The organism is Comamonas denitrificans (genome assembly GCF_042654745.1).
GTDB lineage: Bacteria > Pseudomonadota > Gammaproteobacteria > Burkholderiales > Burkholderiaceae_C > Comamonas > Comamonas denitrificans.
Window position 1 is genome coordinate 1 of sequence record NZ_JBHSEY010000026.1, and the last position, 13,059, is coordinate 13,059.

Consider the following 13,059-nt stretch of genomic DNA (forward strand, 5'->3'; position numbering starts at 1 on the left):
CAGCACCGTTGCCAAAGCAGCGGTCAGCGTGGTTTTACCGTGGTCCACGTGGCCGATGGTGCCCACGTTGACGTGGGGCTTCGACCGTTCAAATTTTTCCTTTGCCATTGCAAATTCTCCAAAAGAGCTTCGCCTGTGTGGGGTTTAACGTCTGCACTCGATTGCTGTCTCACCCTGCACAGGACAACAGGGTGGCACCGAATCGCAGATTGCAAAAATATTTTGCTAATTGATAGCTGCTAACGCTTACTGGATAAGCGCTAGCAGCCTATTTCGCTATTATTTAGCGCGGGCCGACACAATGGCATCTGCCACGTTGCGCGGTGCTTCCGAGTAGTGCTTGAATTCCATGGTGTAGGTCGCACGACCTTGGGTCATGGAGCGCAGCTGGGTGGCATAACCAAACATCTCGGACAGGGGCACCTCCGCCTTGATGGCTTTGCCGCCACCGACCATGTCGTCCATGCCCTGCACCATGCCGCGACGGCTGGACAAATCGCCCATCACCGTGCCGGCGTAGTCTTCGGGGGTTTCCACTTCCACGGCCATCATGGGCTCCAAGATGACGGGGTTGGCTTTGCGTGCAGCCTCTTTGAAACCAAAGATGGCGGCCATCTTGAACGCCTGCTCGGACGAGTCCACATCGTGGTAAGAACCGAAGGTCAGCGCAACCTTCACGTCCACCACCGGGTAGCCAGCCAGCACGCCGCTGGTGAGCGCCTCTTCCACACCCTTTTGCACAGCAGGGATGTATTCGCGCGGCACCACACCGCCTTTGATTTCGTCCAGGAACTCAAAGCCTTTGCCAGCTTCGTTCGGCTCCAGGCGGAACACCACGTGGCCGTACTGGCCCTTACCACCGGACTGGCGCACGAACTTGCCATCCACATCCTTGACGGTGTTGCGAATGGTTTCGCGGTAGGCCACTTGGGGCTTGCCCACGTTGGCTTCCACGTTGAACTCGCGCTTCATGCGGTCGATGATGATTTCCAGGTGCAGCTCGCCCATACCGGCGATGATGGTCTGGCCCGATTCTTCGTCGGTGCGCACGCGGAAAGACGGGTCTTCTGCCGCCAAGCGCGACAGGGCAATACCCATCTTCTCTTGGTCGGCCTTGGTTTTGGGCTCGACAGCCTGAGCAATCACAGGCTCAGGGAACACCATTTTTTCCAGCACGATGGGCGCGGACACGTCGCACAGGGTCTCGCCCGTGGTCACGTCTTTCAGGCCCACGCAAGCGGCGATGTCACCGGCGCGAATTTCATCGACTTCTTGGCGCTCGTTGGCGTGCATCTGCACGATACGGCCAATGCGCTCTTTTTTGCCTTTGGTGGCGTTCAGCACGGTCTCACCTTTGGTCAGCACACCCGAATAGACGCGCACAAAGGTCAGCTGACCCACAAAGGGGTCGGTCATCAGCTTGAAGGCCAACGCAGAGAATTTCTCAGCGTCGTCGGCCTTGCGGGTGATGCGCTTTTCTTCATCGTCGGGGTCGGTACCGGCCACGTCAGGGATGTCGGTCGGCGCAGGCAGCAGGTCCAGAACCGCGTCCAGCATGCGCTGCACGCCTTTGTTTTTAAAGGCCGTACCGCACAGCATGGGCTGGATTTCGGTGGCAATGGTGCGCTGACGCAGACCCGCCAAAATCTCTTCTTCGGACAAGTCACCTTCTTCCAGGTACTTGTTCATCAGATCTTCGTTGGCTTCAGCAGCCGCTTCCACCATGTTTTCGCGCCACTTGTTGCAGGTTTCCACCAAGTTGGCAGGAATCTCACCGTATTCGAACTTCATGCCTTGGCTGGCATCGTCCCAGATGATGGCTTTCATCTTGAGCAGGTCCACCACGCCTTCAAAGTTATCTTCCGCACCAATGGGCACGACGATTGGCACGGGGTTGGCCTTCAGGCGCAGCTTCATCTGATCGACAACTTTGAAGAAGTTGGCACCGGTACGGTCCATTTTGTTCACAAAGGCCAGACGCGGCACTTTGTGTTTATTGGCTTGGCGCCACACAGTTTCGGACTGGGGCTGCACGCCACCCACAGCGCAGTACACCATCACGGCACCGTCCAGCACACGCATGGAGCGCTCCACCTCGATGGTGAAGTCCACGTGGCCGGGGGTGTCAATAATGTTGATGCGGTGCTCAGGGCGGGACATGTCCATGCCCTTCCAGAAGCAGGTCACGGCCGAGGAGGTAATGGTGATACCGCGCTCTTGCTCTTGCTCCATCCAGTCGGTGGTGGCAGCGCCGTCGTGCACTTCGCCCAGCTTGTGGGTCACGCCGGTGTAAAACAGGATGCGTTCAGACGTGGTGGTTTTACCTGCGTCAATGTGGGCCGAGATACCGATATTGCGGTAGCGGCTAATAGGGGTTTTGCGAGCCATGATGGATCCTTGATGATCAAAGGAAAGCTGTTGCCTACAGTGCAGATGGCACTTGTTTAGCAGCAGCTGCAAAGGGTATCCCTAGAACCTGAACAAGGTCGCCAGCAAGGATTTGCGGGCGACCTCTTCGGGCCCCAGAGGCCAAGGCTTTAGAAGCGGAAGTGGCTGAAGGCCTTGTTGGCTTCGGCCATGCGGTGCACTTCGTCACGCTTTTTCATGGCACCGCCACGGCCTTCGGTGGCTTCCATCAGCTCGTTGGCCAGGCGCTGGGCCATGGACTTTTCGCTGCGCTTGCGGGCAGCTTCTTTGAGCCAGCGCATGGACAGCGCCAGGCGACGCACGGGGCGCACTTCCACGGGCACTTGGTAGTTGGCACCACCGACACGGCGGGACTTCACCTCGACCATGGGTTTGACGTTGTTCACAGCGGTGATAAACACTTCCAGAGCGTTTTTCTCGGGCTGTTTTTTCTCGATCAGTTCCAGAGCGCCGTAAATGATGCGCTCGGCAACTGCTTTTTTGCCGCCTTCCATGATCACGTTCATGAATTTGGACAGCTCGACGTTACCGAATTTAGGATCCGGCAGGATTTCACGTTTAGGGACTTCGCGACGACGTGGCATTTTTCACCTCTATCTTTGCTTCAGTTGGCACCATTTCAGGCACCGCAAGAATCCAGCAGAATTCTTACTTACTCGACCCGCGCACACCATGTACGTTAGGGCCACTACGCTGTTACCGCGCCACGCAGGTCACGCTTTTTGCGGCAAAACAGCACCGAAAATTTCTTAAAACCTGTGGGCCAGGGATTACTTGGCCTTGGGCTTCTTGGCACCGTATTTGGAGCGCGACTGCTTGCGGTCTTTCACGCCTTGCAGGTCCAGCGAACCGCGCACGATGTGGTAACGCACACCAGGCAAGTCTTTCACACGACCGCCGCGCACCAGCACCACGCTGTGCTCTTGCAGGTTGTGGCCTTCACCGCCGATGTACGAGATGACCTCAAAACCGTTGGTCAGGCGCACTTTGGCAACCTTACGCAAAGCGGAGTTAGGCTTCTTGGGCGTCGTGGTGTACACACGGGTGCACACGCCACGGCGCTGGGGGCAGTTTTCCATAGCAGGGCTTTTGGATTTAACAACTTCGACCGTGCGGCCCTGGCGCACGAGTTGGTTAATGGTTGGCATGTATAGCGTCCCTCAACGTGAAAACATGAAGCGCTTTAAAAAGCGCAAACGTGAAACCCTTCGGAAAATTCCGAAAAGCCCGTAAATATAGCAGTCCAAAAAATTTGGTGCAAGTGCCTGTGAATTTAAACCCAGAGCCGATCACCGAATCCACAAGCGAATGGCATCCCAAACGCGGCGAAAGAAGCCACCTTCTGGCACTTCTTCCAAGGCAAAAACGGGCAGCTGGGCCAGCGTCTCCGTTCCCAGTTGCACATGCAAAGTGCCGATTTGCTGGCCTTTGGCAATGGGGGCAATCAGCGGGTCTTGGCGCTCAATGCGCGTGCTCAGTTGGCCGCTGCTGCCCGAGGGCACGGTGACCACCGTGGCGGCTTCGCGCCCCAGTTTGACGCTGCTTTGGCTGCCTTTCCACAGCAGGGCCTCTTCCATCGCCTGACCGGCCTCAAACAGCTTCACTGCATCGTAGGCGGTGTAGCCCCAATTGAGCAGCTTTTGGCTCTCATTGGCACGCGCGTTTTCGCTGGTGGTGCCCAGCACAATCGAGAGCAAACGCCGCCCGCCCACCTGGGGCATGTCCCGCTGCGCCGTGGCGACCAGGCAATAGCCCGCCGCGTTGGTGTGACCGGTTTTCAGGCCATCCACACTGGGGTCGCGAAACAGCAAGGTGTTGCGGTTTTTACTGTTGGCGGCCGGGGTGCCTTCGTAGCGGTAGTCCTTGATCTTGTAGTAGTGCATGTACTGCGGAAAGTCACGCATCAAGCGCATGGACAGAATCGACAGATCGCGCGCCGTGGTCAGGTGACCGGGTTCGGTCAGGCCCTCGGGGTTGCGGTAGGTGGTGCCAGTCATGCCCAGGGCTTTGGCCTGCTCGTTCATCAGGCGCACAAAATTTTCTACCGTACCGCCCACCCCTTCGGCCAGGGCCATGGTGGCATCGTTGCCGGACTGGACGATCATGCCTTTGATCAGGTCATCCACGGGCACCTGCATCTTGGGGTCGATGAACATGCGCGAGCCGGGCATTTTCCAGGCCCGCTCACTGACGGGCAGGCGCTGCTCCAGGGTGAGTTTTTGCGTGCGCAGGGCATCAAACACCAGGTAGCCGGTCATCAGTTTGGTCAGCGAGGCCGGCTCGATTTGTGCATCCACATCCTTGGAGGCCAGCACCTGGTTGGCCGTTACGTCCACCAGCATGTAATTGCGGGCCGCAATTTCTGGCGGCGGCAAACTTGCTACCTGGGCCCCAGCCCATACGGGGGTCAAAGCGGCAGCGCACAAAAGTGTACGGAAATATTTTTTCAAAGCAGTCATCGGAGGAAAACAACAAGGCCTGCGGGTGCAGGCCGTGGTTAGGAAAAAGCGGTCACAAAACCGGGCTGAGCAAATGGCGCAGCACCAGCGATTTGAGCAAGGGCAGTTGCCCATGAAAAAAGTGCTCGCCGCCGGGCACCACCGTCACCGGCAGCACTTGGGGCCGGGCCCAATCGAGCACGCTGGCCAGGGGCACGGTGTCGTCTTGCTCACCATGCAGCACCAGTGTGCGCTCGTGCGCCTGGGGCGGCACAGGGGCTGGATCGAAACGGCTGGCCGCAGTTCCCACCAATACAATTTTTTGCAGGCGCTCGGGCGACCACAGCGCTTGCACCGCATGGGTGGTGACAAAAGCGCCAAACGAAAAACCCGCCAGGGCCAACGGCCCGTGCGGCGCGACCTGTTGCACGATGGCAAGCAGGTCTTGCAGCTCGCCCCGGCCACCATCGTGCTCGCCCACACTGGCTCCGACCCCGCGAAAGTTAAAACGCACCACCTCCCAATCGGCCTGCACCAGGGCGCGGGTGAGGGTTTGCACCACTTTGTTGTGCATGGTGCCGCCGTACAGGGGATGGGGGTGGGCCACCACGGCGACCCCTTTGGCGCTGCCCGCTGGGCGGTTGCGCACCGCCTCCACCGGGCCAACCATGCCATCGAGGGTGATTTTTTCGGTTTGCGCGATCATTTGCATGGCTTAGCGGCCCAGGTGCTCAGGGATGCGCAAGCGTTCCACGATGCGGCCATTTTTGAGGTGGGATTCAACAATCTCGTCGATGTCAGATTCATCGATAAAGCTGTACCACACGCCTTCGGGATAGACCACGCAGACCGGGGCGGCCGCGCAGCGGTCTAAGCAACCGGCTTTGTTCACACGCACCTGGCCTTTACCGGCCAAACCGGCGGCTTGTACGGCGCGTTTGCAGTGGTCAAACCCGGCTTTGGCACCGTGCAGGCTGCAGCAATCTTCGCCATTGGGGCGCTCGTTCAGGCAGAAAAAAATATGCCGCTCATAGTAAGCAGCAACGGGGGTGGTTTCAGAAGGGGCAGCGTTGGTCATGCGGCCGATTCTAAAGAGGCTCACTGCGCCGGGTCAGCCGCGCCGCCACATACACCAGCAGGGCATACGGCCAGAGCCAGCCCAGCCACTGCCCCAGGCCATAGAACTGCACAAACCGCCCTTGCTCCCACAGCTGCAAGGTTTGGGCAAAGTAGGCACTTTGCGGCGCTTGGTTGAGCAGGCTCAATTGCAGCGCCAGCCCCAGCAAGGCGACCACCGCACTCCAGCGCCAGGGCAGCACGGCCAACAGCACCGCCAGCCCCAATCCCACCACCAAGCCCAAGGCCGCAGGGCGGCTAAGCCACGCCCAGGCGTTGTTGGGCCCGTAGCCCAAAGCGCAGGACAGCGCCGTGACACCCACGCCAATAGTTATAAAAAAAGGAGCTGCAACCGCACGTTTTACCGATGATTTAACCAATAAATTTATCAATAAGCACGGTATTAAAGCGCCAACAGCTACGCAAAATAGATAACCCAAAGGGGTTAAAGCCTGCTCCGGCGCAGAGCGCAACGGCAGCCACGCACTGAATGCCGAGCCTTGCAGCCACCGGGCCAAGCCCGCTTCCAGGTGCGGCAAGACCTGCCCCAGCCCCAAAGGAATGGCCGCCGGAAACAGCAGCGCCCAGGGCCACAACAGCAGCAAGGCAATCCCCCCCGCATCGCCCTGCCCCAGCCAGCGCTGGCGAAAATCCGCCCAGCGCTGCACCCCCCCGGCCCAGTGCAGCAGCCAGGCCAGCGCCCCGCCCAGCGCAGCACCGGCGCTGTTGAGCAGCCAATCCAGATTCGAGGGCACGCGCCGGGGCAGGTACAGCTGCAGCACCTCCATGCCCAGCGACAAGGCACTGCCCACCCCCAGCGCCAGCAGCACCGCGCCGCGCGGCCAGCCTGAGCGCACCATGCCCAAGCCCAGCAAAAAGCCCAGGGGCAGGTAGCCGGCGATGTTGCTGCCCACGTCAAACCCCGTCCAATACTGGGGCGGCAGCGGCTGGGTGAACACGGCCCACCACACCAGCTCTTGATCACGCCAGCCGGCAAACGGGTACAGGCTGGCAAACACAATCAAGGCCGCATACAGCAGCGCCAACGGCCAGGCAGAAGATTTATGCAGCATGGCCGGTGTGCCCCGGGTTTAAAACGGCTTGACCACCACCAAAATGACGACCACGGTCAGCAGCAGCACCGGCAGCTCGTTGAACCAGCGGTACCACACGTGGCTGCGCATCGACTGCCCTGCCTCAATGCGGCGCAGCATGCGGGCGCACACCCAGTGGTAGCCGATGGTGACCAGCACCAACACCAGCTTGGCGTGCAGCCAACCGGTGGCCCCCCACCACCACTGCAGCCACAGCCACAGCCCCAAGCCAACCGCCGGAACGGCCAACAAGGTGGTAAAGCGCAACAGCTTGCGTGACATCAGCAAGAGCCGCTCACGCTCGGCCACCGAGCCAGGCGGCACCATCGCCAAATTGACGTAAATGCGCGGCAAATAAAACAAGCCAGCAAACCAGCTGGCCACAAAAACGATATGAAAAGCTTTGACCCATAACATAGGGTCCGCAGTGTACGTGCCCCGGCAAAACCTGGGCGCACCGCACCCCACACTGCACACCGGCCCATCGCCCGCCTGCGCCGCGCAGCCACAGCCGCATGCGCGAAAAAAAGCCCGGCCAAAGGCCGGGCGCAGAAACCCTTGGTTGCCCAAGGCCCGCTCAGGGAGGTCAAGCAGGGAGGGCAGCCAAGCTGCTCTCGCGGGCCAATCTAACAGCCGGGGCAGGGCCGCCGGGAGGGGACTATCCCCAAGACCGCCAGGCGCGGCACAATCAACGCCCATGCACTTATCCAACCCCACCCCCTTCCCCGCCAACCGCCCGCGCCGCCTGCGCCGCGATGCCTTTACCCGCAACCTGGTGCGCGAGCACCGCCTGTCGGCGCACGATTTCATCTACCCGGTGTTCGTCCACGAAGGCGAAAACCGCCGCGAAGCCGTGCCCTCCATGCCCGGTGTGGAGCGCCTGTCGCTCGATTTGCTGCTGGACGTGGCCCGCGAATGCGTGGCCCTGGGCATCCCCTACATGGCGCTGTTTCCGGCCATCGACCCCAGCCTGAAAACCCCCGATGGCCAAGAAGCGGCCAACCCCAACGGCCTGATCCCGCGCGTGGTGCGGGCGCTGAAAAAAGAATGCCCTGAACTGGGCATCATGACCGACGTGGCCCTGGACCCCTACACCAGCCACGGCCAGGACGGCATCTTGGACGAGAGCGGCTACATCATCAACGACGACACTGTCGAGATGCTCGTGGCCCAGGCGCTGGCGCAGGCGGCTGCCGGTGTCGATATGGTCGCGCCCAGCGACATGATGGACGGGCGCATTGCCGCCATCCGCGACGCACTGGAGGCGCACGGCCACATCCACACGCGCATCATGGCCTACAGCGCCAAGTACGCCAGCAGCTTTTACGGCCCGTTCCGCGATGCCGTGGGCACGCGCGGCGCCCTGGGCAAGGCCGACAAAAACGTGTACCAGATGGACCCCGCCAACACCGACGAAGCCCTGCGCGAAGTGGCCCTGGACATTGCCGAAGGCGCGGACATGGTGATGGTCAAGCCCGGTATGCCCTACCTGGACGTGGTGCGCCGCGTGAAAGACGAGTTCAAGGTGCCCACCTTTGCCTACCAAGTGTCGGGCGAGTACGCCATGCTCAAAGCCGCTGCCGCCAACGGCTGGCTCGACCACGATGCGGTGATGCTGGAAAGCCTGCTGGCCTTCAAGCGTGCCGGGGCCGACGGCATCCTGACCTACTTTGCCATCGACGCGGCCAAGCGGCTGCGGGGGCAGTAAGCCGCTGCCTGCGTTACTGTTATTTAAATAGCACTGTCCGCTTGTAATTAATTCATCTAGCCATAAATTAATCAAACAATCATTGTTTATCAAGCGGTAAAAGCTATTTAATTACTTTACCTTGCCACTCTTCGCCATTGAAAGAACGACCTATGCCGCACTCTTTGTTTGATCCCGTGCAATTGGGCGATCTGCCCCTGCGCAACCGCATCGCCATGGCCCCGCTGACGCGCAACCGCGCCCGTGGCAACGTGCCCAATGCCCTGACGGCCACCTACTACGGCCAACGGGCCAGCGCCGGGCTGATCATCTCGGAAGGGGCTCCCATCAGCCAGCAGGGCCAGGGCTATGCCGACGTGCCCGGCCTGTACCAGCCCGAGCAGCTGGCGGGCTGGCAGGGCGTGACCGAGGCCGTACATGCCCAGGGCGGCACCATCTTTGCGCAGCTGTGGCACGTGGGCCGCGTCTCGCACACCAGCCTGCAACCGGCCGGGGGCGCACCGGTGGCCCCTTCGGCGCTGACGGCCGAGGCCAAAACCTATCTGGTCGATGCCGCCACGGGCGCAGGCAGTTTTGCCGCCACCTCGGCCCCGCGTGCCTTGCTGGCGCAGGAGTTGCCGGGCATCGTGGCCGACTTTGCCCAGGCCGCCCGCCATGCGCGGCAATGCGGCTTTGACGGGGTGGAAATCCACGGGGCCAACGGTTACCTGCTCGACCAGTTCCTGAAAGACGGCAGCAACCAGCGCGACGATGCCTGGGGCGGCAGCATCGAGAACCGCGTGCGCCTGGTGTGCGAAGTGGTGCAGGCCGTCACCGCCGCCATCGGTGCGGGCCGGGTGGGGCTGCGCATCTCGCCGGTCAGCCCGGCCAACGGCATCCACGACAGCGCCCCGCAGCCGCTGTTTGAGCACCTGCTGCGCTGCCTTGCGCCGCTGGGGCTGGCCTACATCCACGTGATCGAGGGGGCCACGGGCGGGCCGCGCAGCCTGCCAGAGCAGCCCTTTGACTACGCCGCCCTGAAGGCTGCCTACCGCAGCGCCGGCGGCCAGGGGCTGTGGATGGTGAACAACGGCTACACGCGCGAGATGGCCCTGGAGGCCGTGGCCAGCGGTTATGCCGACATGGTGGCCTGGGGCAAAGACTTCATCGCCAACCCCGATCTGGTCGAACGCCTGCGCCGCGATGCGCCGCTGAACCCGGGCCGGCGCGAGCTCTACTACGGCGGCGGAGCCGAAGGCTATACCGACTACCCCACGCTGGCGGATTAAGCCCGGCCGCAGGGCAGATTAGCCCTGCGCCGGCCCCTTGGCCGCCGCATTCTTCTCCCAGTCCCGCAGGCGGCGGTACAAGGTGCGCTCACTCATCCCCAGGGCGCGGGCCTGCTCTTGGCGGGTGCCGCTGGTGTGCTGCACGGCCTGGTGCAAGGCCTGGGCTTGGCGGCTGCGCACGCTGGCGCGGCTTGGCCCCGCCAGGGGCGGCGGCGGGGGCACGGCATCCAGGGCCAGCGCCTGGGCCATGGCGGGGCCGCTGATGCTGCGCCCCTCGGTCAGCAGCAGCACCCGCTGCAGCACATTGCGCAATTCGTGCAAATTGCCAGGCCAAGAGTGGCGCAGCAGCGCCTGCTGGGCCGCCGCGCACAGGGTGTACGTGTGCCCAGGGGCCAGGCGCTGCAGCAAACCATCGGCCAGCAGCAGCACATCGGCCCCGCGTTCGCGCAGCGGCGGCAAAAGCAGCGGCAAGGCGCTGAGGCGGTAGTACAGCGCAGCGGGCCATTGCTGCGCCTGCACTTGGCTGCGCAAATCGATGCTGGTGGTGGCCACAATGCGCACATCGGCCTGGCGCAATTCGCTGCTGCCCACGCGGCGGTAGGTGCCGCCGTCCAGCAACTGCAGCAGGCGCGGGTGCAGGCTGGCGGGCAAGTGCTCAATCGCTTTGAACAGCAGGCTGCCGCCCTGGGCCGCCTCCACCCACCCCGGGCGGGCGGGCACGCCGGTGCGGCCTTGGCCAAACAGCTCAAGCTCCAGCAGCGCCTCGGGCAGGGCGGCGCAATCGACGACGACCAGCGGGCGTTCCGCCCGGGCGCTGGCCGCGTGCACCACGTGCGCAGCCAGGGTTTTGCCCGTGCCAGGTTCGCCTTGCAGCAGCACGCTGGCCGTGCTGCGGCCGGCGCGGGCCAACCACTCCACCACCGCCTGAAACGCCGGGGAGCGCCCCAGCAAGGCCGCAGGCTGCGGCCCGGCCGCCCCCAGGGGCAGCAGCTCCATCTTTTCTAAAAAATACTGCGCTGGCCCGGCCCCGGTGCGCAGGGGCTGCAAGGTGATGGCCACGTGCTCCTGCCCGCGCTGGGTGTGGTGCAGGTGCAGCACCCGCTCACTTTGCCCACTGTATTGGGCACGGGCCAAGGGGCAGGCCTCGCCCGCCTGGTCACAAGGGACGGATGAGCGGTGCGAGACGGCATAGCACGTGCGCCCCAGCACCGAGGCATCTTGCCCAAAGACCTGCTGGTAGGCGCTATTGGCGGCCACGATGCGGTACTGGGCATCAAACAAGACATGCGGCTGGGGCAAGGTTTCCAGCCAGGTGGCCAGCAAATCGAGGGCATCAAGGGGGGTGGGAGGAGTCATGGCAACAGCAGGCGCAGCGACAAAGCTGCCAAAGTCTGCCAAAAATGGCAGCCAATCTCTGCCAAATGAATAATTGGTGGCAGACCGGGCAGCCAAAATTTTTAGTAACACGCTGTTTTTATTGGCGTTTAAAGCAAAGCAAAACAGTCGATTATTGAATCGTGAATTTGATAAAGAATAAATTCCCCCTGTTCTCTATCGGATGCTTATGTCTGAAGAAAAAAACCAATCCACCGTCAGTTTTTACGCTCCACACAAAAAGGTGTATCCCCGGGCCATTGATGGCATGTTCAACCGCTGGCGCTGGGTCATGGTGTGGGTCACCCAGTTGGTGTTCTACGGCCTGCCCTGGCTGCAGTGGGGCGAGCGCCAAATGGTGCTGTTTGATCTGGGGGCCCGGCGCTTTTACCTGTTTGGGCTGGTGCTGTACCCGCAGGACTTTATCTACCTGACGGGGCTGCTCATCCTCTCGGCGCTGTCGCTGTTTTTATTTACGGCGGTGGCCGGGCGGCTGTGGTGCGGCTTTACCTGCCCGCAAACGGTCTATACCGAGATTTTCATGTGGCTGGAAAACCGCATCGAAGGCGACCGCAGCGCCCGCATGCGCCTGGACAAGGCAGCGTGGACGTCACCAGAGAAGCTGGCCAAAAAAGGCCTCAAACAACTGGCCTGGGTGAGCGTGGCGCTGTGGACGGGCTTTACCTTTGTCGGCTTTTTTGTGCCCATTCGCACCCTGGGGGCCGAAATTTTGCAGTGGCAGGGCGGCTGGCAGCTGTTTTGGGTGTTTTTCTACGCGTTTGCCACCTACGGTTTTGCCGGCTTTATGCGCGAGCAGGTGTGCAAATACATGTGCCCCTACGCCCGCTTTCAAAGCGCCATGTTTGACGAGGACACCCTGATCGTCACCTACGACAGCGCCCGGGGCGAGCCGCGCGGCGTGCGCAGCAAAAAGGTCGATCCCAAGGCCGCCGGGCTGGGCGACTGCATCGACTGCTCGCTGTGCGTGCAGGTCTGCCCCACGGGCATCGACATCCGCAACGGCCTGCAGTACGAGTGCATTGGCTGCGGCCTGTGCGTGGACGCGTGCAACACGGTGATGGACAAGGTGGGCTACCCGCGCGGGCTGATCCGCTTTGCCACCCAAAGCGGCATGCGCCAGCGCTGGACCAACCACCAAATGCTGCGCCGCGTATTCCGTCCACGCGTGCTGGGCTATGGCGCGGTACTGCTAACGCTGGCCGTGGCGATGATGGTGAGCTTGGTCACGCGCACCCCGCTCAAAGTGGACGTGGTGCGCGACCGCACCGCCATTGCCCGCATCGTGCCCGGGGGCAAGCTGGAAAACGTGTACCAGCTGCAAATCATGAACGCCACCGAAACGCCGCAGCACTACCGCATCAGCGCCCAGGGCTTGGAGGGGCTGACGCTGGCCCCGGATTCAACCGTGCAAGTGCCCGCCACCGGCGCGCGCTGGGTGTCGGTGCAGCTGCAAATCCCCTACGGCAGCGCAGCACCAGGCTCGCACCCGATCCACTTCACCGTGCAAGCCCTGGAGCACCCGGCCCAGGTGCAGGAAAAAGCCACCTTCCTGGTGCCCCGCTAGCACGGCGTAGTTTTTAAGCAAAAAGAGCTGTTAGCGCTGATCCAGCATG

General features: G+C 62.0%; 13 protein-coding genes. 3 read left to right on the forward strand and 10 right to left on the reverse strand.

The annotated features are described in order from the left end of the window. From ACFO24_RS06245 to ACFO24_RS06285, 9 genes are all read right to left on the reverse strand, one after another. Window positions 1–108 (reverse strand): GTP-binding protein (locus ACFO24_RS06245; RefSeq protein ID WP_377736915.1); only part of this gene is annotated, 108 nt, incomplete at its 3' end. Window positions 109–279: 171 nt separating this feature from the next. Beyond that, the gene (fusA, locus tag ACFO24_RS06250) at window positions 280–2,388 is read right to left on the reverse strand and encodes an elongation factor G (RefSeq protein WP_377737544.1); all 2,109 of its coding nucleotides are present in this window, start codon (window positions 2,386–2,388) and stop codon (window positions 280–282) included. 149 nt (window positions 2,389–2,537) lie between these two features. Beyond that, window positions 2,538–3,011 carry a 30S ribosomal protein S7 gene (rpsG, locus tag ACFO24_RS06255; protein WP_207574328.1) on the reverse strand — a complete coding sequence of 158 codons (474 nt, stop codon included), beginning with the start codon at window positions 3,009–3,011 and terminating at the stop codon, window positions 2,538–2,540. A 186-nt stretch (window positions 3,012–3,197) separates the two neighbouring features. After that, entirely contained in the window at window positions 3,198–3,575 is a 378-nt protein-coding gene (rpsL, locus tag ACFO24_RS06260; protein WP_012202325.1) for a 30S ribosomal protein S12, read from the reverse strand. A 141-nt stretch (window positions 3,576–3,716) separates the two neighbouring features. Beyond that, on the reverse strand, window positions 3,717–4,886 hold the full coding sequence (locus tag ACFO24_RS06265) for a D-alanyl-D-alanine carboxypeptidase family protein (RefSeq protein WP_377737545.1): 1,170 nt from the start codon (window positions 4,884–4,886) through the stop codon (window positions 3,717–3,719). 52 nt (window positions 4,887–4,938) lie between these two features. Beyond that, window positions 4,939–5,571 (reverse strand): alpha/beta hydrolase, encoded by a 633-nt coding sequence (locus ACFO24_RS06270; RefSeq protein WP_207574326.1) that lies wholly within the window; start codon window positions 5,569–5,571, stop codon window positions 4,939–4,941. Window positions 5,572–5,580: 9 nt separating this feature from the next. After that, window positions 5,581–5,943, reverse strand: a complete 363-nt coding sequence (locus tag ACFO24_RS06275; RefSeq protein ID WP_207574325.1) for a (2Fe-2S) ferredoxin domain-containing protein — start codon at window positions 5,941–5,943, stop codon at window positions 5,581–5,583. Between the two features lie 10 nt (window positions 5,944–5,953). Beyond that, window positions 5,954–7,051, reverse strand: coding sequence for a VanZ family protein (locus tag ACFO24_RS06280; protein ID WP_377737663.1), 1,098 nt, complete (start codon window positions 7,049–7,051; stop codon window positions 5,954–5,956). A gap of 21 nt (window positions 7,052–7,072) precedes the next feature. Continuing rightward, window positions 7,073–7,492: a CopD family protein gene (locus ACFO24_RS06285; RefSeq protein ID WP_207574324.1), complete on the reverse strand. Its 420-nt coding sequence runs from the start codon at window positions 7,490–7,492 to the stop codon at window positions 7,073–7,075. 280 nt (window positions 7,493–7,772) lie between these two features. On the opposite strand from ACFO24_RS06285, the gene hemB reads away from it, so the two are divergent. Together hemB and ACFO24_RS06295 are read left to right on the forward strand one after the other, a co-directional pair. Then, window positions 7,773–8,783, forward strand: a complete 1,011-nt coding sequence (gene hemB / locus ACFO24_RS06290) for a porphobilinogen synthase (protein ID WP_207574323.1) — start codon at window positions 7,773–7,775, stop codon at window positions 8,781–8,783. Between the two features lie 152 nt (window positions 8,784–8,935). Then, a complete protein-coding gene (locus ACFO24_RS06295) occupies window positions 8,936–10,051 on the forward strand; it encodes an alkene reductase (protein WP_377737546.1) in 1,116 nt (371 codons plus the stop codon). A gap of 18 nt (window positions 10,052–10,069) precedes the next feature. On the opposite strand, the gene ACFO24_RS06300 is transcribed toward ACFO24_RS06295, so the two are convergent. Further along, the gene (locus ACFO24_RS06300; RefSeq protein ID WP_377737547.1) at window positions 10,070–11,407 is read right to left on the reverse strand and encodes a sigma 54-interacting transcriptional regulator; all 1,338 of its coding nucleotides are present in this window, start codon (window positions 11,405–11,407) and stop codon (window positions 10,070–10,072) included. A 208-nt stretch (window positions 11,408–11,615) separates the two neighbouring features. Here ACFO24_RS06300 and ccoG point away from each other — a divergent pair, with 208 nt between their 5' ends. Beyond that, complete coding sequence (ccoG, locus tag ACFO24_RS06305) at window positions 11,616–13,010, forward strand: cytochrome c oxidase accessory protein CcoG (RefSeq protein ID WP_377737548.1); 1,395 nt, start codon at window positions 11,616–11,618, stop codon at window positions 13,008–13,010. Window positions 13,011–13,059 lie beyond the last annotated feature (49 nt).